The following is a 23,595-nucleotide window of genomic DNA, read 5'->3' on the forward strand; positions in this document are numbered from 1 at the left end:
CGTGGGCCGTCGGCCCCGCAGGGCGAGGTGCCGCTCGGGCAGGCTCAGATACTCAGGTCCGGTTCCTCCGGTGCGGTGCCCCGCTCCACCTCGACCCCGAGCGCGCGCAGGTCGGCCGCGAAGTCCGGGTAGCCCCGGTCCACGTGGTGCACGTGGGAGACCTCGGTGACCCCCTCGGCGCAGAGCCCGGCGATGATCAACCCGGCGCCGGCCCGGATGTCGGTGGCGCGCACCGGCGCGCCGGAGAGCCGGTCCCGGCCCCGGACCACCGCGTGGTGGCCGTCGGTCTTGATGTCCGCGCCCAGCCGCATCATCTCGTTGGCGAACATGAACCGGCCGTCGAAGATGTTCTCGGTGATCAGGGAGGCCCCGTCGCTGACCGCCGCCAGCCCGATCGCCATCGGCAGCAGATCGGTGGCGAAGCCCGGGTACGGCAGCGTCACGACGTCCACCGCCTTCGGCCGGTCGTCCATCCGGATCCGGAACGCGTCGCCCCGGGTCTCCACCAGGCCCCCGGCGGAGACCAACTTGTCGAGCGCCACCTCCAGGAACGCCGGCTCCACCCCGGTCACGGTGACGTCCCCCCGGGTCATCGCCGCGCCGAACGCCCAGGTACCGGCGACGATCCGGTCCCCCACCGTCGCGTGCCGCACCGGCCGCAGCCCCGGCACCCCCTCGATGTGCAGGGTGGAGGTGCCGGCACCGGAGATCCGGGCGCCCATCTGGTTCAGCATCGTGCAGATGTCGACGATCTCCGGCTCCCGGGCGGCGTTGTCGATGACGCTCGGCCCCCGGGCCAGCACCGCCGCCATGACCAGGTTCTCGGTCGCCCCGACGCTGGGGAAGTCGAGCACGATCTCCGCGCCGTGCAGCCCGTGCGGCGCCGACGCGATCACGAAGCCGTGCTCCCCGGAGATCTCGGCGCCCATCCGGGTCAGCCCGGAGACGTGCATGTCCAGGCCCCGCGAGCCGATGGCGTCGCCGCCCGGGTGGGCCACCCGGACGTGCCCCCGACGGGCCAGCAGCGGGCCCAGCACACAGATCGAGGCGCGCAGCCGGCGTACGAGGTCGTAGTCCGCCTCGGCGCCGGGCTGCTCGGGCACGTCGATGACGACCGACCGGGACCGGGCCACCCCGCCGTACGCGACCATCGGGTCGACCGGGTCGTCGGCGTCGAACCGGACGCCGCAGCCGAGCCGGCGGAGCACCTCGCCCATGATCGCGATGTCGGTGATGCGCGGCACGTTGGTGATGACGCTGCGGCCCGGCGCGAGCAGCGCGGCGGCCATCAGCTTCAGCGCCGAGTTCTTGGCTCCCACGACGTGCACCGAGCCGGCCAGGCGCGCGTCGCCGCGTACCCGGATGACGTCGAGGTCGTGGACCGCCGGGTCACCGGCGTCGCCGGGGCCCCCGGCCGCTCGGACGGCGGTGCCGCCCGGCCGCTCCGGGATCGTCAGGTCCGGTATCCGTAGGCTGTGCGTCATGGCCGTCCACCTCACGCGCATCTACACCAAGGCCGGCGATGCCGGCATGACCAGGCTGAGCAACAACGAGCAGGTGCCGAAGACCGATCCGCGCATCTCCGCGTACGCGGACGTCGACGAGTGCAACGCCGCGATCGGCGTGGCGCTCGCCCTGGGACAGCTCGACGAGGAGCTGCGGGCCGTCCTGGCGTCGATCCAGAACGACATGTTCGACGTGGGCGCCGATTTGGCCACCCCGGTCGAACCCGACCCGAAGTACCCGCCGCTGCGGGTCACCGAGGCGTACGTCGAGCGCCTGGAAGGTTGGTGCGACGAGTACAACGCACGCCTGAGCAAGCTCGACTCCTTCATCCTCCCCGGCGGCACCGCGGGTGCGGCGCTGCTGCACGTGGCGCGGACGGTCGCCCGACGCGCCGAGCGGGCGGCGTGGGCCCTGGTCGCGCACGACCCCGAGCGGACCAGCTCGCTCCCGGCAAAGTATCTCAACCGGCTATCGGATCTGCTCTTTATCCTGTCAAGAACGGCAAATCCGGACGGAGATGTGCTATGGGTGCCGGGCGGCAACCGCTGACCACCCGTCGTCAGTGCCCACCGGATGTTCCGGTGGGCACGCTGCACCACGTCGAGGTCTGGGTACCCGATCTGGCCGCCGCCGTACGCAGCTGGGACTGGCTGCTCGGCGAGCTGTCGAACTCGTCGCTCACCACCCGGATAGTTCAGCGGTCCACCTGACGAGACCGGTAACGGCGCAGGTGGCGCAAGAGGGCGCCGGATCGCGGGCAGTGCGACGGCGGGGTTTCCGGGGAGCCCGCCCGCGGAGGGATCAAGCCTGACCGCCCGGAGCGGGTGGGCTCCCCGGAAACCCCCAAGGACGAGGGGACGTCAGGCGGCGGGCCAGTCCTGGGAGGCCAGACGCGGCGAGACCGCCCCCGGAGGGGCGGCCTCGAGCCAGGAGAGGAATCCGGTGACCGTGGACCGGGCCATGGCGATCTCCACCGGGGCGTGGTCACTCGTACAGCGGAGGATGACCCAGTCGGCGGGCATCGACAGGCGCTCCTGCCCCTCGGGCAGCCGCCGTCGCTCGACCGCAAGCCCCTCGCGGAAGAGCACCCGGGCGGGCCGGATGGCGAAGCTGAACAACCGGTACCAGCGGAGTTCGTCGCCGACGAAGCGGCCGAAGCCGGGAGACCAGCCTCGGCCGTCGAGCATCGTGGAGGTCCGGACGCCGAGCCGGATGATGCCACCGCTACGGGTGACGACGGCCCGCCGGGCGAAGAGGATCAGGAGTGCGCCGAGGATGACGGCGACGCCGATTCCGATCCCCTCGACGATCTCCATCGACGTTTCGGCTCAGCGGCTCTGCGCGGCGGAGACCGGGGTGGCGCTCTCGGCCAGGACGGTGACGCCCTCGGCGGTCACCGACAGGAAGCCGCCGGCCACCTCGTAGGAGACCTGCTCGCCGCCGGGAAGCTTGATGCGCACCTCGCCGGGCTCGGCAAGCTGGCCGAGCAGGGGCGCGTGCCCCGCCAGCACACCCAGCTCGCCCTCGGTCGTGCGGGCGACGACCATCTCGGCCTCGCCGGACCAGACCTTCTCCTCGACGGCTACGAGCTCGACGTGAAGCTGCTTTGCCACGCTGTCTCCTTGCTGCGGCGGCGGATTGTCGAAAGTCTAGTCGTGCCGCCGGCCCGCCCCCAACGCGGGTGGCGAGACCTGCGCCACGACTACTTCGCCTTGTTCTGGAAGTCGGGATGCTCCACCAGGAACGCGTCGAGCTGCCCCTTCTGCAGGGCGGCGAAGAAGTCGTCCACGGCGGGCTGGAACTTCTCGCCCCGGTATTCGCCGTTCTGGATGACCGAGCCACCCGGCAACTTGATCATCTGGATCGTCTCCGGGCGGATGTCCTTGAGCGCCAGGCCGAAGTCGACCACGCCGTGGCCCCGGCCACTGAAGATCAGCGACTGCCCGGCCGCGCGCAGCACCCGGTCCAGCTTGACCGGGTTGGTGACCACGTCGGCGCTGAGCGCCTGACCGGCCATGGCCTTGACGAACTGCTGCTGGTGCCGCTGCCGCCCGTAGTCGCCGTCCGGGACGCCGTTCTTCGGGTAGCGCTGGCGAACGTAGTCGAGCGCCTGCCAGCCGCTGAGGTGCTGGTTGCCCTTCTTGTAGACCGCCTGCGGGCCGACGTAGCCCTCACCGTTGGGGTTGCCCTTGCGGTGCTTGCCGTCCGGCTCGCGGTGCTCGGAGCGCACCTCGCGCTCGATGTACATGTCGACGCCGCCCATCGCGTCGACGATGTTCTTGAAGCCGTTGAAGTTGATGATCGCGCCGGCGTCGAAGCGCGTGATGCCGGTGACGTTCTGCACCGTCGTCGCCAGCAGCTCGAAGCCGCGGGCCGCGTCCGGGTTGCCGCCGGGCACCCGGCTGCCGTACGACATCGCCGCGTTGAGCCGGTCGGTGCCGCCGTTGAACTCCGCCCGGCTGAACTCGGGGATCTCCACGATGAGGTCACGCGGCATCGAGAAGAGGTAGGCCCGGTCCATCTCCGCCGGCACGTGCAGCACCATGACCGAGTCGGCCAGCGGCGGCATCTCCGGGTTGCGCGGGTCGATGCCCACCAGCAGGATGTTGAGCGGCCCCTTGATGTCGCTCTTGCGCTCCTTCGCCCCGGCGGCCTGGTCGCCGAAGAGGTCGGCCTTGCCGACGGCGCCCTCGTAACGGGCCATCAGCGCCTCGGCACCGACCAGCACGGCCCCGCTGAGCAGCATCAGGACGGCACCGAACACGGTGCAGGCCCGGGCCCAGCGCGGCACCCCCGACCACCTGGACGGCTTGCCGCCGCCCTTGTCGGCCTTCCCCACGATCATCTCCGTTCGTCACGCCCACGATCAGGAGACGGGCGCATGCGGCCGATTCGTTGCGGATCGACGCCCACGTGGTGAGTGGGCGGATCGACGGTACCTCGCGTATGACATGATCGCCGACCGCGCGGAGCCGGCCAGCGGCGTCCAGCGGATACGAAAACGGACGAAAGGCCGCCCCGGCGTTACCGGGGCGGCCTTTCGTCAGGACCGACAGGTCAGCTCTTCATGAGCTCGGCTGCCTTGCGCTCCAGGTCCTCGAGACCGCCGCACATGAAGAAGGCCTGCTCGGGGAAGTGGTCGTACTCGCCCTCGCTGATCTTCCGGAAGGCCTCGATGGTCTCCTGGATCGGGACCGTCGAGCCCGGCACGCCGGTGAACTGCTCCGCCGCGTAGGTGTTCTGCGACAGGAAGCGCTCGATGCGCCGCGCGCGCTGCACGGTGATCTTGTCTTCCTCGGAGAGCTCCTCGATACCCAGGATGGCGATGATGTCCTGCAGGTCCTTGTACTTCTGCAGGATCCGCTTCACCTCGGTGGCGACCGCGAAGTGCTCGGCGCCGACGAACTCCGGGGCGAGGATCCGGGACGAGGACGCCAGCGGGTCCACCGCCGGGTAGATGCCCTTGTCGGAGATCGACCGCTCCAGGTTGGTGGTGGCGTCGAGGTGGGCGAACGTGGTGGCCGGAGCGGGGTCGGTGTAGTCGTCCGCCGGCACGTAGATCGCCTGCATCGAGGTGATGGCCTGGCCCCGGACGGAGGTGATCCGCTCCTGGAGCTCGCCCATCTCGTCGGCCAGGGTCGGCTGGTAGCCCACCGCGCTCGGCATGCGGCCGAGCAGGGTGGAGACCTCGGAGCCGGCCTGGGTGAAGCGGAAGATGTTGTCGATGAAGAGCAGCACCTCCTGCTTCTTCACGTCGCGGAAGTACTCCGCCATCGTCAGCGCCGACAGGGCGACCCGCAGCCGGGTGCCCGGCGGCTCGTCCATCTGGCCGTAGACCAGCGCGGTCTTGTCGATGACGCCGGACTCGGTCATCTCGGCGATGAGGTCGTTGCCCTCGCGGGTGCGCTCACCCACGCCGGCGAAGACCGAGGTACCACCGAAGTTCCGGGCCACACGGGTGATCATCTCCTGGATGAGCACCGTCTTGCCGACGCCGGCACCGCCGAACAGGCCGATCTTGCCGCCCTTGACGTACGGGGCGAGCAGGTCGATGACCTTGATGCCGGTCTCCAGCATCTCGGTCTTCGGCTCCAGGTCCGCGAAGGCCGGGGCCTTGCGGTGGATACCCCAGTGGTCGTCGGGCTGGAGCGTCTCGCCCTCGGTGAGGTTGAGGCACTCGCCGATCGCGTTGAACACGTGGCCCTTGACCGTGTCGCCCACCGGAACGGTGATCGGCGAGCCGGAGTCGCGCACCTCGGTGCCACGGACCAGGCCGTCGGTCGGCTGCATCGAGATGGCGCGGACCATGTTGTCACCCAGGTGCTGGGCGACCTCCAGGGTCAGCGTCTTCTCGCCGCCGGAGAGCGTCACGTCCACGTGCAGGGCGTTGAACAGGGCCGGCATGGCGTCGCGCGGGAACTCGGCGTCGACGACCGGGCCGATGACCCGGACCACGCGACCCGTGGCCGTCTTGGTCTCTACTGGGGCAGTCATCACACTTCACTTCCCGACGCGGCCAGCGCGTTAGCGCCGCCGACGATCTCGCTGATCTCCTGGGTGATCCCGGCCTGGCGGGCCGAGTTCATCTCACGCGTGTACTTCTCGATCATCTCTTCGGCGTTGTCGGTGGCGCTCTTCATCGCCCGCCGACGGGCCGCCGACTCGCTCGCCGCCGACTCCAGCAACGCCGCGTAGATCCGCGTGTTGATGTATTTCGGCAGCAGCGCGTCGAGCAGCGCCTCCGCGTCCGGCTCGAACTCGTAGGCCGGCAGCGCGCCCTCGGACCGGGGCCGGTCCTCCACCTGCATGGGGCCCATGATCCGGGCGACCGGGGTCTGGGTCATCAGGGAGTGGAACTCGGTGTAGACGATGTGCAGCTCGTCCACGCCGAGCACCCCGTCCGCACCGGCGCCGCCGTCGACGTCGTCCGCACCGGCGGTGAACGCCTTGATCAGCGTCTCGCCCACGGCGCGGGCGTCGGCGAAGGTCGGCTGCTCCGAGAACCCGGTCCAGTTGGCCTCGATCGGCCGGTCACGGAACCGGAAGAACCCGACACCCTTGCGCCCGATGACGTAGAGCACCGGCTCCTTGCCGTCGGCGCGCAGCCGGGCGATCAGCGACTCGGCCATCTTGATGGCGTTGGAGCTGTAGCCGCCAGCGAGGCCGCGGTCGGAGGTGACCAGCAGGACGCCCGCCCGCCGCACCCGCTCGCGCGGGGTGAGCAGCGGGTGGTCGATCCGCGCGTTGGACGCCAGCGCCGTGAGCACGCCGGTGACCGCCTGGGCGTACGGCAGGGACGCCGCCACCCGGGCCTGGGCCTTGGCGATGCGGCTCGTCGCCACGAGCTCCATCGCCTTGGTGATCTTCTTCATCCCCTTCGCCGAGCGGATCCGCTGACGAAGAACGCGAACCTGGGCCGCCATGAATCAGCCCTTACCGGTTCTCGGCCGGGCGGTCACCCGTGCCGTCGCGGAAGCGGCTCACCGTCTCGCGGTCCTGCTCGCCCTCGAGCGGCGCGGCCGGCGCGTCGTTGATCCGCCGCTCGTCCTCCTTGCCGAGGAAGACCTGCTTGAACTCGGCGATGGCGGAGTCCAGGGAGTTGATGATGTCGTCGTTCCACTGGTGGTCGGCGATGCTCGCCAGGACACCCTCGTGCTTGTGCCGGAGGTACTGCAGGAACTCCGACTCGAAGCGCCGGATCTCGCCGACCGGGACGTCGTCCAGCTTGCCCTCGGTGCCGGCCCAGACCGAGACGACCTGCTCCTGCACCGGGTACGGCGAGTAGTTCGCCTGCTTGAGCAGCTCGACCAGGCGGGAACCGCGGTCCAGCTGGGCGCGGGAGGTCTTGTCCAGGTCGGAGGCGAAGGCGGCGAACGCCTCCAGCTCGCGGAACTGGGCCAGGTTGAGCCGCAGCGAGCCGGCGACCTTCTTCATCGGCTTCACCTGCGCGGCGCCACCGACCCGGGAGACCGAGGTGCCGACGTTGATGGCCGGCCGGACGCCCTGGTTGAACAGGTCGGTCTCGAGGAAGATCTGGCCGTCGGTGATGGAGATGACGTTGGTCGGGATGAAGGCCGAGATGTCGTTGGCCTTCGTCTCGATGATCGGCAGGCCGGTCATCGAGCCGCCGCCCAGCTCGTCGGAGAGCTTCGCGCAGCGCTCCAGCAGGCGGGAGTGCAGGTAGAAGACGTCACCCGGGTACGCCTCGCGGCCCGGCGGGCGACGCAGCAGCAGGGACACGGCGCGGTACGCCTCGGCCTGCTTGCTCAGGTCGTCGAAGACGATCAGGACGTGCTTGCCGCCGTACATCCAGTGCTGCCCGATGGACGAGCCGGTGTAGGGGGCGAGGTACTTGAAGCCGGCCGGGTCGGAGGCCGGGGAGGCGACGATGGTGGTGTACTCCATCGCGCCCGCCTCCTCCAGGACGCCCTTGATCGAGGCGATCGTGGAGGCCTTCTGGCCGATGGCGACGTAGATGCAGCGGACCTGCTTCTTCGGGTCGCCGGAGCGCCAGTTGTCCCGCTGGTTGAGGATGGTGTCCAGCGCGACGGTGGTCTTGCCGGTCTTCCGGTCGCCGATGATCAGCTGACGCTGGCCACGGCCGATCGGGGTCATGGCGTCGACGGCCTTGAGGCCGGTCTGCAGCGGCTCGTCGACCGACTGCCGGGCCATCACGTTCGGGGCCTGGAGCTCCAGCTCGCGGAAGCCCTCGTTGGCGATGTCGCCGAGCCCGTCGATCGGCTGGCCGAGCGCGTTGACCACGCGGCCGAGGAAGGCGTCGCCGACCGGCACGGAGAGCACCCGGCCGGTGCGCTTGACGCGCTGCCCCTCTTCGAGCTTGGCGGAGTCACCGAGAACGACGACACCGATCTCCCGGACGTCGAGGTTCAGCGCCACACCCAGCGTGCCGTCCTCGAACTCCAGGAGCTCGTTGGTCATGGTCGAGGGGAGGCCCTCGACGTGGGCGATGCCGTCGCCGGTGTCGGCGACGGTGCCGACCTCCTCGCGGGAGAGTTCGGACGAGTAGGAGGAGACGTAGCGCTCCAGGGCGCCGCGGATCTCCTCCGTCGAGATGGTCAGCTCGGCCATCCTCTGCTTCCTTAAGTATCAGGGGCCCGGGATACCTAGTACCGACCGGTCCGAATGGCGTCTATTCACAGGCGCTGAGCGGGGGTGCCGCCTCAGCGCTTCGCGAGCGCGTTGCGGCTCTCGTTGAGGCGGCGCAGGACGGTGCCGTCGTACAGGTCGGAACCGACCCGCACGCTCACGCCACCGAGAACCGAGGGGTCCACCGTCTGCTTGACGGAGACCTCCCGACCGTATATCGCGGAGAGACTCGCGCCCAGCCGGCGCTCGTCCTCTTCACTCAACGGGGCCGCGGCGGTCACGTACGCCACCTGCCGGTCCCGCCGGTCGGCGGCCAGCTCGACCAGCCGGGTGAGCGCCCCGGCGAAGTTGCGTCCACCGAACCCGGCGAGCGCGACCCCGACGAGGTAGCCGGTGACCGGCCGGGCCTTGCCGGCGAGCAGCTGGTCGACCAGCGTGGCCCGCCGCTCGGCCGGGACGGTCGGGTCGGAGAGCGCGCTGGACAGCCCCGGCGAACCGGCGACGACCTGCCCGAAGCGGAACAGCTCGTCCTCGACCTCGCCCAGCTCGCCCGCGGAGTCGGCGCCCGCCAGGAGAGCGTCGACGCCCAGCCGCTCGGCGGCGTCGAGCAGCTCCGAGGGCGCCGACCAGCGGCCGGCGACCAGCGAGGCGATCAGGTCCAGCGCCTCGGCGTCGACCTTGCCGCGCAGCAGCTCGCCGAGCAGCCCGGCACGGTCGGCACCGGTGCGGGCCGGGTCGGACAGCGCCCGGCGCAGCCGCGGCTCGCGCCGCAGCAGGTTGGCGACGGAGAGGATGGCGTCGGCGGTGGTGGCCACCGCCGACGGCTCCGCACCGCGGACGTACGCGTCGAGGCGCTCGGCCGCGACCTTGTACGACTCCCGGCTGGCGGCCTGCATCAGCGGGCCCCCGCGCTCTCGAGGTTGCTCAGGAACCGGTCGACGGTGCCCTTGCGGCGCGCCTCGTCGGCGAGGGACTCCCCGACGATCTTGCTGGCCAGGTCGACCGCGATCGTGCCGACCTCGGTGCGCAGCTCGCGCACGATGGTGGCGCGCTCGGCGGCGAGCTGCTCCTTGCCCGCGGCGATGATCCGGTCGGACTCCTCCCGCGCCTTGGCGAGGATGTCCTGGCGGATGCCCTCGGCGTCGGCCCGGGCGTCGTCCCGGATCCGGGCCGCCTCGGTACGCACCTCGGCGAGCTGGGCCCGGTACTGCTCGAGCACCTGGTTCGCCTCGGCCTGGGCGGCCTCGGCCCGCTTGAGCCCACCCTCGATCGCGTCGACCCGCGCCTGGTACATCGCCTCCATGCGGGGCATGACGAACTTCAGCAGGACGAAGCAGAGCAGGGCGAAGGCGATGGTCCCGACGACCATCTCCTGCCAGATGGGCAGGATCGGGTTGTGCTCCACACCTTCTGCGGCGATGAACATGTCAGACCTCCGGGTCGGGAGAGAACTCTCGTCAGCCGCCGACGGCGAAGGCGAGCACCAGGCCGAACAGCGCGAGCGCCTCGACGAGGGCGAAGCCCAGGATCAGCCAGGTGCGGTTGTAGCCGGCGGACTCCGGCTGACGCGCGCTCGACTGGATGTAGGCCGCGAAGACCAGGGCGACACCGATACCGGGGCCGATGGCGGCGAGGCCGTAGCCGATGGTGTTGACGCTACCGCCGATCTCGGCAAGAACAGTCATTGCGGGTATTCCTCCTGTTCGACGCGTGAGGTCTCACGCGTACGCGGGTCGGTACCAGAAGCTTGGTCGGGCCGGGTGGCCCGCCGAGCCCGATCAGTGCTCGTCGGCGAGCGAACTTCCGATGTAGTTCGCGCTCAGCGTGACGAAGACGTAGGCCTGCAGGACGGCGACCAGCACCTCGAAGAAGGCCATCACGATCGCCATCAGGAAGGAGAAGACCGAGGTCACCTGGATGAACAGGCTGCTCGAGTTGAGCATCACGAAGCCGCCGATGGTGAAGACCAGCAGCAGCAGGTGGCCGGCGAACAGGTTCGCGAAGAGCCGCAGGGCCAGCGTGACGGGCCGGACGATGAACGTCTGCATGAACTCGATCGGGATCAGCAGGATGTGCATGGGCCACGGCACGTTCGGGATGATCAGGCTCATCTTGAGGTACTTGCCGAGGCCGTGCTTGCGGGCGCCGATGTAGAGGTACATCACGTAGGAGATCGCGGCGAGCACGATGGGGAACGCGATGTGCGAGTTCGGCGAGATCTGCAACCCGGGCACGATGGCGAAGAGGTTGGTCAGCACGATGAAGCTGAACAGCACCGTGAAGTAGGGCGCGAAGCGGATGCCCGCGTTGCCCATCTGCTCGCGGGCGATGTTGTCCCGGACCAGGCCGTAGATCGACTCCGCGTACCACTGGGCCTTACCGGGGACCAGCTTGGGCTTCCGGTAGGCGAGCATGAAGAAGATGGTCAGCAGCGCGACCGCGAGCCAGACCATGATCCCGAACTTGGTGACCCAGGGGCCAGCCACGTCCGGCGGGTAGAAATCTCCGACGCTGGGGGGCCAGGGAAGCCCCTCGGCGGCGACGAGCTGTCCACTCACCGTGTCATCCTCCGCACTCGACAGACCCGCGCGTGCTGGCACTCAAGCACTGAGCCTCTTCATGATCAGGTAAATCGCTCCGGCCGCGCCGAAGATCATGCCGAGGGCGACCCCGACGCCGGTTCGCAGATCGAGAAGTCGCTCCGCCAACCACCCGAGGAAGCCCCACACCACGATGCCGGCGAGTAGGTAGCCCAGGACGGCCCCTGCCGCGCCTTCCGACGAAGGGTCGTCGGACCTGCGGGGGTGTGGGTCTTCGGCCATGACGTGGCGAACAATATCAGCAGGGACGCGCGGGAGTGTGCGGCACCCCCCACACTGCGGACAGCGTGCGGGCCATGGTGCGGGCGCGAAAGTCGTTGGTCAGGTTACTCCCGTGCGGCCCGCCGCGGCAGCCCGAAATGCCGGACGCAGATCCGACAGAACGCTCACTCACCGCGTCGCTCGAATGTGGGCAGCGGCGTACGCAGGGCCCAGCCCAGGTGGGCGCCCGTCCAGACCACCACGGCCGCGATGATCGCCACCCCCATGTCCGGCAGGCCGGGCCAGCCGGTGGCCGCCACGGCGGCCATCGCCACCCCGAGCACCACGATCTTCGTGGCGTAGGTGACCAGCCCCACCGACATGATCATCCGGGGGTTGACGGCGTCGGCCCAGGCCACCGAGACGCCGGAGACCAGGTAGCTGACGACGACCAGCGCGATCCCGGCGGCCACGCCGGCCGCGCCGGTGCCGCCTCGCAGCACGGCGGCGGTCGGCACCGCGACCAGCGCGAGCACCACGCAGGCCAGCAGCGGCAGGCGCAGGTGCGGCAGCCGGGACCGGATGGCACCCGGCTCGCCCGCGCGCGGCTCGCTCATCGGGGGTACGCCGGGAAGGCGGCGACCAGCTCGGCGACCTCGCCGGCGAGCCCGGCGAGGGTGTCGGCGCCCCCGGGGGCGGCCGGATCGGTGCGCACGGCGCGGGCGATCAGCGAGGCGACCTGCCGCATCTCCGGCTCGCGCATGCCCTGGGTGGTGACGCTCGGGGTGCCCACCCGGATGCCCGAGGCGACCATCGGCTTCTGCGGGTCGTACGGGATCGCGTTCTTGTTCAGGGTGATGCCGGCGGCGTCGCAGCGCGCCTCGGCGTCCGCGCCGGTGACCCCGACCTCGCGCAGGTCGACCAGGGCGAGGTGGGTGTCGGTGCCCCCGGAGACCGGGCGCATCCCCTCGTCGTCCAGCCCGGCGGCGAGCGCCCGCGCGTTCGCCACCACGCGCTCCGCGTAGGCCCGGAACTCGGGCTGGGCGGCCTCGCGCAGCGCGACCGCCTTGGCGGCGACGACGTGCATCAGCGGGCCGCCCTGGGTGAACGGGAAGACCGCCTTGTCGATGCGCTGGGCCAGCGACTCCCGGCACAGGATCATGCCGCCGCGCGGCCCGCGCAGCACCTTGTGCGTGGTGAGGCAGACGACGTCGGCGTGCGGCACCGGCGACGGGACGGCCTTCCCGGCGACCAGCCCGATGAAGTGCGCGGCGTCGACCATCAGATACGCCCCGACCTCGTCGGCGATCTCGCGGAACCGCGCGAAGTCGATCAACCGCGGGTAGGCCGTCGCCCCACAGATGATCATCTTGGGCCGGTGCGCGAGGGCCAGGTCGCGTACCTCGTCGTAGTCGATCAGCTCGGTGTCGCGCCGGACGGTGTAGCCGACCGTGTGGAACCACTTGCCGGAAAAGTTGACCCGGCTGCCGTGGGTGAGGTGGCCGCCGTGCGGCAGGTCCATGGCGAGCACCGTGTCCCCCGGCTGGACCAGCGCCGCGTACGCGGCCAGGTTGGCGCTCGCCCCCGAGTGCGGCTGGAGGTTGGCGTGCTCGGCGCCGAAGAGCTCCTTCGCCCGCGCGATGCCGATCTCCTCGGCCCGGTCGACCTCGGCGCAGCCGCCGTAGTAGCGCCGCCCCGGGTAGCCCTCGGCGTACTTGTTGGTCAGGGTCGAGCCGAGCGCGGCCAGCACCGCCGGCGAGGTGAGGTTCTCGCTGGCGATCAGTTGCAGGCCGCCCCGGAGCCGGTCCAGCTCGCCGAGCACCACCCCGGCGATCTCCGGATCGGTCGCGCGGAGCTGGTCGAAATCCGGCCCCCAGAAGGTGCTCGTCTCAGTAGCCACAGCGCCAGAGTCTATTGGGCCGCACACTGGAGACCGTGAGATGCCTGGTCACGGGAGCGACGGGTTACATCGGCGGGCGGCTGGCGCCCCGGCTGCTGGTCGAGGGGCACACGGTGCGCTGCCTCGCCCGCAAGGCGGGACGGCTGCGGGACGTGCCGTGGGCGGCGCGGACGGAGATCGTCGAGGGCGACCTGCGCGCGCCGGAGACGCTGCCGGCCGCGTTCGAGGGCGTGGACGTCGCCTACTACCTGGTGCACTCGCTCGGCCAGGCCGGCTTCGAGGCCGCCGACCGGGAGGCCGCCACCCGGTTCGCCGAGGCCGCGCGCGCCGCCGGCGTACGCCGGATCGTCTACCTGGGCGGGCCGGAGCCGGCGGCGGACCGGGAGGTCCCGTCGGCGCACCTGCGCTCCCGGGCCGAGGTGGGGCGGATCCTGCTCGACAGCGGGGTGCCGACGGCGGTGCTGCGGGCCGCGGTGATCATCGGGTCCGGGTCGGCCTCGTTCGAGATGCTGCGCTACCTGACCGAGCGGCTGCCGGCCATGGTCACCCCCCGCTGGGTCCGCAACCGGATCCAGCCGATCGCCGTCCGGGACGTGCTGCGCTACCTGGCCGGCTGCGCGCACCTGCCGCCGGAGGTCAACCGCGCCTTCGACATCGGCGGGCCGGACATCCTCACCTTCCAGGACATGATGCAGCGGTACGCGCGGGTGGCCGGGCTGCGCCGGCGGACCATCGTGCCGGTGCGACCGCTGACGCCGTCGCTCTCCTCGCACTGGGTCGGGCTCGTCACGCCGGTGCCGAACGCGATCGCCCGACCGCTGGTGGAGAGCCTGGTCCACGAGGCCGTCGCCCACGAGCACGACATCGCCGCGTACGTGCCCGACCCGCCGGAGGGGCTGACCGGCTTCGACCAGGCGGTCGCGGCGGCCCTGGCGAAGGTCCGCGACGGCGAGGTGGCGACCCGCTGGTCGACCGCGAGCGGCCCCGACGCGCCGGCCGAGCCGCTGCCCAGCGACCCGGAGTGGTCCGGCGGGACCGCCTACACCGACGTCCGCGAGCGGGCGGTGCACGCACCGCCGGAGGAGCTGTGGCGGGTCGTCGAGGGCGTCGGCGGGGAGCACGGCTGGTACTCGTTCCCGCTGGCCTGGTCGGTCCGGGGCTGGCTGGACCGGCTGATCGGCGGCGTGGGGCTGCGCCGGGGCCGGCGCGACCCGCACCGCCTCCAGGTCGGCGAGGCGCTGGACTTCTGGCGGGTGGAGGAGATCGTGCCCGGCGAGCTGCTGCGGCTGCGCGCCGAGATGCGGCTGCCGGGCCGGGCCTGGCTGGAGATGCGGGTGCTCCGGGTGGACGGCGAGGGCAGCCGCTACCAGCAGCGGGCGGTGTTCCTGCCGCGCGGGCTGCCCGGGCACGCGTACTGGGGCGCGGTGGCGCCCTTCCACGCGGTGGTCTTCGGCGGGATGGCCCGCAACATCGCCCGCCAGGCCGAGCAGGCGGCCCGCCGGCCCGTGGCCGCGTCCCCGCGCCGCTGAGACGCCCGTGCCCCTGCGGCCCGCCGGTCTCAGTTGCCGGCGCGGGCGCCGGTGAGCTGGAAGGCGGTCGCCTCGCTGGGCGGCACGAAGTCGCGGACGGGCTCGTCGCGCAGCGCGAAGGCGAGCACCTCCCCCACCGCCTCGACCAGCTGCCCCTGCACCCGCTGGCCCACCGCGTCGCGCGGGTCGTCGGGGTTCGCGGCGATCGAGGCGACCGCCAGCTGCGGGGTGAAGGCGACCACGGTCTCCGTCGCGTACCCGTCCGAGCTGCCCGTCTTGCCCGCCACCGGCCGGCCGAGCTGCCGACGCAGCCCCTCCGCGGTGCCGCCGTCGCACTCCCGGTACATCGACTGGTCGCCGACCACGCAACGGGCCGCGTCGGCCGCCGCCCGGGCCACGTCCGGATCCACCGCCTGCCGGCAGTGCGTCCGCGCGGCGGCCACCGGGCGGCCGGCGGCGTCGGCGATCGAGACGACCGGCAGCGGCGCACACCACGAGCCCTCGGCCGCCACGGCGGCGTACGCGCCGGCCAGGTCGAGCGGGGTCGTGGCGGAGACCCCGAGGGTGAACGGCCCCCACTCGCGCGCGCCGTGGCGGGCCAGCCGCGCGTCCTCCTCGGCACGGAAGACGATGCCGAGCCGCTCGGCCATCTCCACCACCCGGTCCGCGCCGACCCGCTCGGTCAGCCAGGCGAAGTACGTGTTGACCGACTCGCCGAAGGCGGTCCACATGGTGTGCCGGCCGTCCATCAGGTCGCTGGCGTTGCGCGGGCACCAGTACCCGTCGCAGCTCGCCGCCCCGCTCGCCGAGTAGTCGGTCACGATCCGCTCCGGCGCGTCGAACTCCGTGCTCAGCGGCAGCCCGGACTCCAGCGCGGCCAGCATCGTGAAGACCTTGAACGTGGAGCCGGCCTGGTAGCCCTCGATCGCCCCGCCCCCGGCGACCAACTGGTTGACCGTGTTCGGGTGGTTCTTCTGCCCGGCCGGGTTGGCGGCCACGCCGTAGTTGCGGTTCACCGCCATCGCGAGGACCCGGCCCGTGCCGGGCTGGACCACCGCCGTCGGCGCCGCCCGGCGGTCGTCCACCGAGTAGATCCGGCGCACCTGCTCGGTGGTGGCGCGCTGCACCGCCGGGTCGAGCGAGGAGACGATGGAGAACCCGCCCCGGCGCAGCGTGAGCTGCCGCTCGTCGACCGTCGCGCCGAACGCCGGCTGGGCGTTCCACCAGCGGGTGAACCAGTCGCAGAAGAAGCCCCAGTCGTTGTGCTCCGCCGGCACCGCCGTGCAGTCGTTCGGCGTCTGGCTGGGGCGCAGCTTCAACTGCTCCGCCCTGGCCCGGTCCGCCGCCTCGGCGGGGACCTGCCCGGACTCCACCAGCCGGTCCAGCACGTACGCCCGGCGGGCGACCGCCGCGTCCGCGTCGCCGTTGATCGGGTCGTCGGTGTGCGGGGAGCGGACCAGGCCGGCCAGCAGCGCCGCCTCGGCAAGGGTGAGGTCCGCCGGCGGCTTCGAGAAGTAGCGGCGGCTCGCGGCGCCCACCCCGTACGCGCCCGCGCCGAAGTAGGCGATGTTGAGGTAGCGGGCGAGGATCTCGTCCTTGGTCAGCTCCCGCTCCAGGGCCAGCGCGTACCGCATCTCCTGGATCTTGCGCGCGGTGCTGAGCTCGGTGGCGGCGGCCCGCTGCCGCTCGCTCAGCCGGGGGTCGTTGCTGAGCACGTTGCGGACGTACTGCATGGTCAGCGTGGACGCGCCCTGCCGGGTCTCCCCGGCCCCCCGGTTGACGGTGAAGGCCCGCGCCACGCCACGCAGGTCGACCCCGCTGTGCTCGTGGAACCGGGTGTCCTCGGCGGCGATGACCGCCTGCCGCATCACCGGCGCCACCTCGGCCAGCGGCACGTCCACCCGGTCCTCCTGGTAGAAGGAGGTGATCAGCGTCTTGCCGTCGTTGGCGTAGAGGTTCGAGCGCTGGGGCGTGGGCGGCGTGCGCAGCGTGTTCGGCAACTCCGAGTACGGCGCGGCGAGCGCCGAGAACCCGATCCCGAAGACCAGCGCGGCCGGGAGGGCCGCCACCGCGAGCGCCAGCCCGGCCAGCACGCCGGCGAGCAGGATCGTGAACACTTTGTCGAGGCGTGCCCGGGTCATCAGCTCTCCCCGCAGGAGCCGGTCAGGACCCACTCAGAATGACCCGAAAGCCCCTCTGTACCGCCCCTTTCCCCCAAACCCGCAGGAAACTCACGCGGGCGGGTACCTCGGGCGGGTTACGGCAGGAGCACTGCGGCGAGGGGGTGGACGCTCTCCTCGATCTCGTCGGCGACCCGGCTGAAGCACTGGTCGCCGCGCCCCCACGGATCGTCGAGATCGTCGGTGGGCAGCGAGGTGGTGCCCAGCCGGGCGGCGTGGGCGGCCTCCACCAGGGCCACGCCGCGCGCGTACACCGCGTCGGGGGTCGCCTCGGCCGCCGGCAGCGCGGCGGCGTCCACGCCGGCGAGCAGCCGGCCGAACTCGCCCAGCACGAACGTGCGCGACTCGGCGTCGGGGCGCAACGCCACCACGTACTCCTGCTGGTCGGCGGTGGCGGTCAGGACGAGGTCGGCGGCGTCGATGTGGTCCGAGCGAAGCTTGCGCGCGGCGAAGCCGGCGACGCTGCCGCCCCGGGAGGTCACCTGGCGCGACGCCGGCGGGTTCATCTCCTCGCCGGCGTGCCAGCCACCGGTGCCGGCGCTGTGGCTGTGCAGCAGCTCATCGGCGCGCGCCGGGTCGACCTCGCGGCGGGCCAGCCGTTCCCGGACGGCGAGGGCCAGCAGCCGCTCGGCCATCGGGGAGCGGCAGATGTTGCCCATGCACACGTGCAGCACGGTGAACGGAGGCACTCAGACCCCCTGGCCGACGAGGATGTCGGGCACCACGTCGCGCAGCTTCTCCAACCCGACGGCGCCCTGGCGGAGGACCTGCGGCACCTCGCCGGTGAGGTCCACGATCGTGCTCGGCACCGGATCCGGGCAGGGCCCGGCCTCCAGGTAGGCCCGCACCGAGTAGGAGAGCTGGTCGCGGGCCTCCTCGGCGGTGAGGGCGGCCGGCTGGCCGGTCTTGTTGGCCGAGGCGACCGCCATCGGGCCGGTCTCGCGCAGCACCTCCAGCGCCACCGGGTGCAGCGGCATCCGCACCGCCACCGTCCCCGAGGAGTCGCCGAGGTCCCAGCGCAGGCTGGGCGAGTGGGTCACGATGATGGTCAGCGCCCCGGGCCAGAACGCCTCGACGAGGTCCCGGGCCGCCTGGGGCAGCGAGTAGACCAGGCCGTCGAGGGTGTGCCGGGAGCCGATCAGCACGGGCGGCGGCACCTGACGGCCGCCCTTGGCGTCCAGCAGGGCCTTGACCGCGTACGGGGTGAACGCGTCCGCGCCGATCCCGTAGACCGTGTCCGTCGGCAGGACGACCAGCTCGCCGTTCTTGACCGCCTCGATGGCAGCGGCGATGCCGCGGTCCCGGTCGGCGGGCGACCGGCAGTCGTAGAGCATCACGAGGAGTCAGTCTGCCACGTCGCGGCGACGGCGGCGTGCTGGCCGTCCGCCCGGCGGGACGCGGTCGCGAACCGGGGCCGTCCGGTCAGGTCCGGGTGGTCGGCGACCGCCTCGAACCGGCCGTCCGCGGCGAGCAGGTCGGGCACCGCCGTGCCGTGCGTGTCGTCGTGCTCCACGCCGAACACCCCGCCCGGGCGCAGCAGCGCCGCCGCCCGCGCGATCACCGGGCGGATCACTGCCAGGCCGTCCCCACCGCCGAAGACCGCGTTCGCCGGGTCGTGTCGGCCCACCTCCGGGGGTACGGCCACCCCCGACGGCACGTACGGCGGGTTGCAGAGCAGCACGTCGACCCGGCCCACCAGGTCGGCGAGCAGGTCGGCGGCGGTGACGTCCGCCGCCACCACCTCGATCGGCCGGTCCCCCGCGGCGGCCCGCGCCGCCGCGTTGCGGTGCAGCCAGGGCAGCGCCGCCGCTGACCGTTCCACCGCCACCACCCGGGCCGCCGGCAGCTCCTGGGCCACCGAGAGGGCGATCGCCCCCGAGCCGCTGCACAGGTCCACCACCAGCGCGGCGCCCAGGCGCCGGCCCTGCGCGATCCCCCAGCCGGCGAGCAGTTCCGTCTCGGGCCGGGGCACGAAGACGCCCGGTCCGACGGCCAGTTCCAGGTGCCGGAAGCCGGCGCTGCCGGTGAGATGCTGCAACGGTTCCCGCCCGGCCCGCCGCGCGACCAGCTCGTCGAACCGGTCGAGCTGCTCGGCCGTGAGGTCGTCGGCCAGCGCCAGCCGCCCCCGGGGCACCGCCAGCACGTACGCGGCCAACTGCTCCGCCTCGGCGCGGGGCGAGGCGATACCGGCGTCGGCGAGGGCCCGGGACGCCCGGGCCAACGCCACGGAAGGGCGCTGCCGTCTCGTCCCTTCGGACGGGTGTTGCGGCACGGTGGTCACGAGATAATCATGGGGCGTCGCGCTGGACATCACGAGCGGATGCGTCCGGACGCACACCGACAGGAGGTCGCGGTGGGTTGGCTCGACCGGGTCACCGACCAGGTTGACGCCCTGACGCGGGCGCGGGCCCTCCAGGAGTCCAGCCGCTCCGCCGAGGCGTACGCGATCCTCGACCGGGTCGTCGCCACCACCACCGACCCGTACGCACGGGCCGACGCCCTGGTGCAGCGCCTCTCCGCGGTGATCAACCTCGGGCGGACGGCGGAGTACACCCGGGCCGTCGAGGAGGCCTCCACCGCCGTCCGCGACCTCGCCGAGCCCTACCTGCTCGGGCACCTCAACGCGCTGGCCGCCCTCGCCGCGCACCACCAGGGCGCGCTGGACCGCTGCGTCACCCACCTGGTGAAGGCCGCCCGGGCGTTGGGCGCCGTGGCGGACCCCGACCGGGACACCGCGTGGGGCTGGCACGACCTGGCGATGGCCTACTCGTACCTCAGCTTCCACGGCTACGCCCTCGGCGCCATCGAACGGGCGCGGCAGCTCGGCAGCGCCGCCGAGATCCCGGAGGAGACCTTCGCCGCCCCCGGGATCCGGCTGCGCAACGCCGTCGCCTTGGACCACAACGGCGACAGCGACGGCTGCCTGCGGGTGCTGCGCGACGTCGCCGCCGACCTGGACCGGTTCCTGGGCAGCGGGCGGGCCGGGAAGCTGCGCCCCAGCAGCCTGGCCGCGTACGGCTACGCCGCCGCCCGGCGGGCGGCCCTCGGCGACCGGTGGGACGTCGACCCGCAGGCCGGCCCGGCCCGGCTGCTCGGCCACGGCGGCGACAGCGCCCGCGCCCGCGACATGCGCCAGCTCGGCCAGGTCTGCCTGGCCGTCGCCGAGGGACGGCCGATCGAGGCCGTCACCCGGCTGGACACCGTCCAGGTCTCCACGGAGACGCTGGGCGCGGCCGAACCGGCCCGGCTGCGCAGCATCGCCCTGGCCCGCGCCGGCGACCACGCCGGCGCGCACCGGGCCGACCGGCTGGCGTTCCGGCTGGCCGCCCAGCGCAACGACCGGCTCCGCGACGTCTACATCGACGGCATCGCCGCCCGCATCGACCACGAGGAGATGCGCCGCGAGGCGGCCCGCTTCGAGGGCGAGGCGTTGACCGACCCGCTGACCGGGCTGCCCAACCGGCGGCGGCTGGAGCGCTACATCGCCACCCTGGTCGCCCACGGCGACCGGGTCGTCATCGGCGTCTGCGACCTGGACGGCTTCAAGGCCGTCAACACCCGGCACGGGCACCACTCCGGCGACCTGGTGCTCCAGCGCATCGCCGGGGTGATCAACCGGGTGATGCGCCGGGGCGACTTCGTGGCCCGCTACGGCGGGGACGAGTTCGTGGTGGTGCTGCCCGGCGCCGGGATGACCGAGGCGGCCGAGGTGGGCCGCCGCATCGACGCCGCGGTGCGCACCGAGGACTGGGAGTCGCTGGTCCCCGGCACGCCGGTCGGGGTCAGCGTCGGCTTCGCCGAGGTGGGCGCCACCGGTCCCGGCCTGCGCGACGCCCTCGGCACTGCGTTCGAGGCCGCCGACCGCGCGATGCTGGCGGCGAAGACCCGCCCCCGCGCCTCCTGACCCCGGCCGCCCCGTCGGGCCCCGGGGGTCAGCGGCGGGTCAGCTCGGTGTCGCCGGCCAGGCGGGCGGCGCGGTCGGCCTCGACGAGGGCGTCGAGGACCCCGTCCAGCTCACCGGCGAGCGCCAGGTCCAGGTTGTACGCGGTGTAGCCGATCCGGTGGTCGGTGATCCGGTTCTGCGGGAAGTTGTACGTGCGGATCCGCTCGGAACGGTCCACGGTGCGCACCTGCGCCTTGCGGGCGTCCGAGGCGGCCGCGTCGGCCTGCTCCTGGGCCGCCGCCAGCAGCCGGGCGCGCAGGATCCGCATCGCCTGCTCCCGGTTCTGCAACTGGGACTTCTCGTTCTGGCAGGAGACCACGATGCCCGTCGGCACGTGCGTGATCCGTACCGCCGAGTCGGTGGTGTTCACCGACTGGCCGCCGGGCCCCGACGAGCGGAACACGTCGATGCGCAGCTCGTTCGGGTCGATGGTGACGTCGACGTCCTCGGCCTCCGGCAGCACCAGCACCCCGGCGGCGCTCGTGTGGATGCGGCCCTGCGACTCGGTGACCGGTACGCGCTGCACCCGGTGCACGCCGCCCTCCCACTTGAGCCGGGACCAGACGCCGTTGCCGCCCTCGGGCACGCCCTTGGTCTTGATCGCCAGCGAGACGTCCTTCACCCCGCCCAGGTCCGAGTCCTGGGCGTCGAGCACCTCGGTGAGCCAGCCGCGCCGCTCGGCGTACCGGGTGTACATCCGCAGCAGGTCGCCGGCGAACAGCGCGGACTCCTCGCCGCCCTCGCCCGCCTTGATCTCGACGATCACGTCCTTGGCGTCGTGCGGGTCGCGCGGGATCAGCAACTCCGCCAGCCGCTGCTCCAGCGCCGGCAGACTCTCCGCGATCGACTCGGCCTCGGCGGCGAAGGACGCGTCCTCGGCGACCAGCTCCCGGGCGGCGGCCAGGTCGGCGCGGGCCTGCTCCAGCTCCCCTGCCGCCTTGTGCAGCGGGACCAGCTCGGCGTACCGGCGGCCGACCCGGCGGGCGGTGCCCTGGTCGGCGTGGATGGCCGGATCCGCCAGCCGCTTCTCCAGCTCGGCGTACTCGTCGAGGAGGGCGGCCAGGCGCTCGCTGCTCATGCGGGGGAGGCTCCTTCGGCGACGAGGGCGGGATCCGGGGAGATACGGACGGCGCCCGCGTCCGGCACGAAACCGGACGCGGGCGCCGAACGAGGAGCTACTTGGCCTTCTTGGCCTGAACCTTGGCGTACTTCTGCTGGAACTTCGCCACCCGGCCTGCGGTGTCCAGGACGCGCTGCTTGCCGGTGTAGAACGGGTGGCAGGCGCTGCAGGTCTCGACGTGGATCGAGCCGCCCTTGGCGGTGCTGCGGGTGGTGAACGTGTTACCGCAGGAGCAGCTGACCTCGGTGGTCACGTACTCCGGGTGGATGTTGGACTTCATCTCGCCTCGGTCCTCTCGTGGATGGTCGCCGGGTCGCCGTCGGTGTCCGTCGCGGCGCGCGACGGGCTCGGGCGTGAACCGGAACCGGTGGCCGATTGACCAGTGTGCCATGGGCGTACGCCGACCCGGCAGTCGGGCCGCACGGCTGGTCCGGCATCGACAACGCACGCCCCACGTCCCGCATTCCCGACGCCTGGCCGGGCATTCGTCCCGGCACGGCCGCCGTCGGCGTCGTGCCCCGGCCGGGGCACGCGGCGCGGACGGCGGGACCGCCGACGACGTACGACACGGAGGAGCCGATGGCCCGCCTGATCGCCACCCGGGGACTGCCCGCCTCCGGCAAGACCACGTTCGCCCGGACCCTCCAGCCCTCCGTGGTCCGCGTCAACCGCGACGACCTGCGCCGCATGTTGCACGGCGAGCGGCTGTTCACCCAGTGGGCGGAGTGGCAGGTCACCGTCGTGCAGCGGGCGCAGGTCGAGGCGCTGCTGCGGGCCCGCGCCGACGTCTGCGTCGACGACACCAACCTGCGCTCACGGACCCTGCGCGACTGGGCCGACCTGGCCGCCCGGCACGGCGCCGGCTTCGAGGTGCACGACTTCACCGACGTACCGCTCGCCGAGTGCCTGCGCCGCGACGCCGCCCGCCCCGAGGCCGACCGGGTCGGCGAGGCGTGGATCCGCCGGCTGCACGAGCGCTACCTGGAAGGCCGTACGCTGCCGCTGCCCGTGCCGCAGGCCCGGACGGGGCGGCCCGCCACGGTGCACGCCCCGTCGACCGAGCCGCCGGAGATCGTGCTTGTCGACATCGACGGCACGGTCGCGCTGAACGTCTCGCGCAGCCCGTACGACATGACCCGGGTCGCCGAGGACGAGCCCAACCCGGCGGTGGTCGCGGCGGTCCGGGCGATGCACGCCGCCGGGTACGGCGTGGTGTTCTGCTCGGGCCGGGACGCCACCGCCCGCGCCGCCACCGAGGCGTGGCTGGCCCGGCACGTCCGGGTCCCCTACCTCGGGCTGCACCTGCGCGCCGTCGGCGACAACCGGAAGGACTCCGTGGTCAAGCGGGAGATCTACGAGCGCGAGATCGCCGACCGCTACCGGGTGGTCGGCGTCTTCGACGACCGCCAGCAGGTGGTGCGGATGTGGCGCGCCCTCGGCCTCACCGTCTTCCAGGTCGCCGAGGGCGACTTCTGAGGTCGTCGCGGGTGTAAGGAAGGGCACCTTCCT

Annotated in this window: 25 protein-coding genes; 5 read left to right on the forward strand and 20 right to left on the reverse strand. The window is 72.5% G+C overall.

From position 1 onward, the window contains the following. Positions 1–44: 44 nt before the first annotated feature. Positions 45–1,484, reverse strand: coding sequence for a UDP-N-acetylglucosamine 1-carboxyvinyltransferase (murA, locus tag RM555_RS13430; RefSeq protein WP_132231214.1), 1,440 nt, complete (start codon positions 1,482–1,484; stop codon positions 45–47). Between murA and RM555_RS13435 the strand changes: the two genes are divergently transcribed. Then, positions 1,483–2,055, forward strand: a complete 573-nt coding sequence (locus RM555_RS13435; protein ID WP_132231212.1) for a cob(I)yrinic acid a,c-diamide adenosyltransferase — start codon at positions 1,483–1,485, stop codon at positions 2,053–2,055. The genes murA and RM555_RS13435 overlap by 2 nt on opposite strands. 32 nt (positions 2,056–2,087) lie before the next feature. Continuing rightward, entirely contained in the window at positions 2,088–2,216 is a 129-nt protein-coding gene (locus RM555_RS13440; RefSeq protein WP_311412045.1) for a hypothetical protein, read from the forward strand. Between the two features lie 150 nt (positions 2,217–2,366). Here RM555_RS13440 and RM555_RS13445 read toward each other — a convergent pair whose 3' ends face one another. The 13 genes from RM555_RS13445 to RM555_RS13505 form a co-directional block, all read right to left on the reverse strand. After that, the gene (locus RM555_RS13445; protein ID WP_311412046.1) at positions 2,367–2,822 is read right to left on the reverse strand and encodes a DUF2550 domain-containing protein; all 456 of its coding nucleotides are present in this window, start codon (positions 2,820–2,822) and stop codon (positions 2,367–2,369) included. A 12-nt stretch (positions 2,823–2,834) separates the two neighbouring features. Beyond that, positions 2,835–3,119 (reverse strand): F0F1 ATP synthase subunit epsilon, encoded by a 285-nt coding sequence (locus tag RM555_RS13450; protein ID WP_132231208.1) that lies wholly within the window; start codon positions 3,117–3,119, stop codon positions 2,835–2,837. A gap of 89 nt (positions 3,120–3,208) precedes the next feature. After that, positions 3,209–4,351 (reverse strand): LCP family protein, encoded by a 1,143-nt coding sequence (locus tag RM555_RS13455; RefSeq protein WP_311412047.1) that lies wholly within the window; start codon positions 4,349–4,351, stop codon positions 3,209–3,211. Positions 4,352–4,563: 212 nt separating this feature from the next. Beyond that, complete coding sequence (gene atpD / locus RM555_RS13460) at positions 4,564–6,000, reverse strand: F0F1 ATP synthase subunit beta (protein ID WP_311412048.1); 1,437 nt, start codon at positions 5,998–6,000, stop codon at positions 4,564–4,566. After that, positions 6,000–6,929, reverse strand: a complete 930-nt coding sequence (locus RM555_RS13465) for a F0F1 ATP synthase subunit gamma (protein WP_151452879.1) — start codon at positions 6,927–6,929, stop codon at positions 6,000–6,002. Before RM555_RS13465 ends, atpD begins: the two co-directional genes overlap by 1 nt. A gap of 10 nt (positions 6,930–6,939) precedes the next feature. Continuing rightward, complete coding sequence (gene atpA, locus RM555_RS13470) at positions 6,940–8,595, reverse strand: F0F1 ATP synthase subunit alpha (RefSeq protein ID WP_311412049.1); 1,656 nt, start codon at positions 8,593–8,595, stop codon at positions 6,940–6,942. 92 nt (positions 8,596–8,687) lie between these two features. Next, complete coding sequence (locus tag RM555_RS13475; RefSeq protein WP_311412050.1) at positions 8,688–9,509, reverse strand: F0F1 ATP synthase subunit delta; 822 nt, start codon at positions 9,507–9,509, stop codon at positions 8,688–8,690. Continuing rightward, the gene (locus tag RM555_RS13480; protein WP_088998661.1) at positions 9,509–10,039 is read right to left on the reverse strand and encodes a F0F1 ATP synthase subunit B; all 531 of its coding nucleotides are present in this window, start codon (positions 10,037–10,039) and stop codon (positions 9,509–9,511) included. Before RM555_RS13480 ends, RM555_RS13475 begins: the two co-directional genes overlap by 1 nt. 31 nt (positions 10,040–10,070) lie before the next feature. Further along, the gene (atpE, locus tag RM555_RS13485) at positions 10,071–10,298 is read right to left on the reverse strand and encodes an ATP synthase F0 subunit C (protein WP_088998660.1); all 228 of its coding nucleotides are present in this window, start codon (positions 10,296–10,298) and stop codon (positions 10,071–10,073) included. Positions 10,299–10,391: 93 nt separating this feature from the next. Then, complete coding sequence (gene atpB, locus RM555_RS13490; protein WP_311412051.1) at positions 10,392–11,213, reverse strand: F0F1 ATP synthase subunit A; 822 nt, start codon at positions 11,211–11,213, stop codon at positions 10,392–10,394. Next, positions 11,214–11,435 carry a hypothetical protein gene (locus RM555_RS13495; RefSeq protein ID WP_088998658.1) on the reverse strand — a complete coding sequence of 74 codons (222 nt, stop codon included), beginning with the start codon at positions 11,433–11,435 and terminating at the stop codon, positions 11,214–11,216. A 164-nt stretch (positions 11,436–11,599) separates the two neighbouring features. Then, a complete protein-coding gene (locus RM555_RS13500; protein ID WP_311412052.1) occupies positions 11,600–12,031 on the reverse strand; it encodes a hypothetical protein in 432 nt (143 codons plus the stop codon). Beyond that, positions 12,028–13,314 (reverse strand): serine hydroxymethyltransferase, encoded by a 1,287-nt coding sequence (locus tag RM555_RS13505; RefSeq protein ID WP_311412053.1) that lies wholly within the window; start codon positions 13,312–13,314, stop codon positions 12,028–12,030. The genes RM555_RS13500 and RM555_RS13505 overlap by 4 nt, the downstream gene beginning before the upstream one ends. A gap of 35 nt (positions 13,315–13,349) precedes the next feature. On the opposite strand from RM555_RS13505, the gene RM555_RS13510 reads away from it, so the two are divergent. Further along, positions 13,350–14,843, forward strand: a complete 1,494-nt coding sequence (locus RM555_RS13510) for an SDR family oxidoreductase (protein ID WP_311412054.1) — start codon at positions 13,350–13,352, stop codon at positions 14,841–14,843. Between the two features lie 29 nt (positions 14,844–14,872). Here RM555_RS13510 and RM555_RS13515 read toward each other — a convergent pair whose 3' ends face one another. From RM555_RS13515 to prmC, 4 genes are all read right to left on the reverse strand, one after another. Next, the gene (locus tag RM555_RS13515; protein ID WP_311412055.1) at positions 14,873–16,984 is read right to left on the reverse strand and encodes a transglycosylase domain-containing protein; all 2,112 of its coding nucleotides are present in this window, start codon (positions 16,982–16,984) and stop codon (positions 14,873–14,875) included. Positions 16,985–17,100: 116 nt separating this feature from the next. Beyond that, a complete protein-coding gene (locus RM555_RS13520; protein WP_311412056.1) occupies positions 17,101–17,712 on the reverse strand; it encodes an arsenate reductase/protein-tyrosine-phosphatase family protein in 612 nt (203 codons plus the stop codon). After that, positions 17,713–18,357 carry an L-threonylcarbamoyladenylate synthase gene (locus tag RM555_RS13525; RefSeq protein WP_132231392.1) on the reverse strand — a complete coding sequence of 215 codons (645 nt, stop codon included), beginning with the start codon at positions 18,355–18,357 and terminating at the stop codon, positions 17,713–17,715. Continuing rightward, entirely contained in the window at positions 18,357–19,295 is a 939-nt protein-coding gene (gene prmC, locus RM555_RS13530) for a peptide chain release factor N(5)-glutamine methyltransferase (RefSeq protein ID WP_396888766.1), read from the reverse strand. The genes RM555_RS13525 and prmC overlap by 1 nt, the downstream gene beginning before the upstream one ends. An 81-nt stretch (positions 19,296–19,376) precedes the next feature. Here prmC and RM555_RS13535 point away from each other — a divergent pair, with 81 nt between their 5' ends. After that, positions 19,377–20,927 carry a GGDEF domain-containing protein gene (locus tag RM555_RS13535; RefSeq protein ID WP_311412058.1) on the forward strand — a complete coding sequence of 517 codons (1,551 nt, stop codon included), beginning with the start codon at positions 19,377–19,379 and terminating at the stop codon, positions 20,925–20,927. A 28-nt stretch (positions 20,928–20,955) separates the two neighbouring features. Here the strand turns inward: RM555_RS13535 and prfA are convergent, their stop codons facing one another. Next, complete coding sequence (gene prfA, locus RM555_RS13540; RefSeq protein WP_311412059.1) at positions 20,956–22,044, reverse strand: peptide chain release factor 1; 1,089 nt, start codon at positions 22,042–22,044, stop codon at positions 20,956–20,958. Between the two features lie 97 nt (positions 22,045–22,141). Further along, positions 22,142–22,366, reverse strand: a complete 225-nt coding sequence (gene rpmE / locus RM555_RS13545; protein ID WP_088998650.1) for a 50S ribosomal protein L31 — start codon at positions 22,364–22,366, stop codon at positions 22,142–22,144. A gap of 299 nt (positions 22,367–22,665) precedes the next feature. Between rpmE and RM555_RS13550 the strand changes: the two genes are divergently transcribed. Further along, positions 22,666–23,562, forward strand: coding sequence for a phosphatase domain-containing protein (locus tag RM555_RS13550; protein WP_449560143.1), 897 nt, complete (start codon positions 22,666–22,668; stop codon positions 23,560–23,562). Positions 23,563–23,595 lie beyond the last annotated feature (33 nt).

The sequence above is a fragment of the Micromonospora reichwaldensis genome (assembly GCF_031845925.1).
In the GTDB taxonomy this organism is placed as follows: domain Bacteria; phylum Actinomycetota; class Actinomycetes; order Mycobacteriales; family Micromonosporaceae; genus Micromonospora; species Micromonospora reichwaldensis.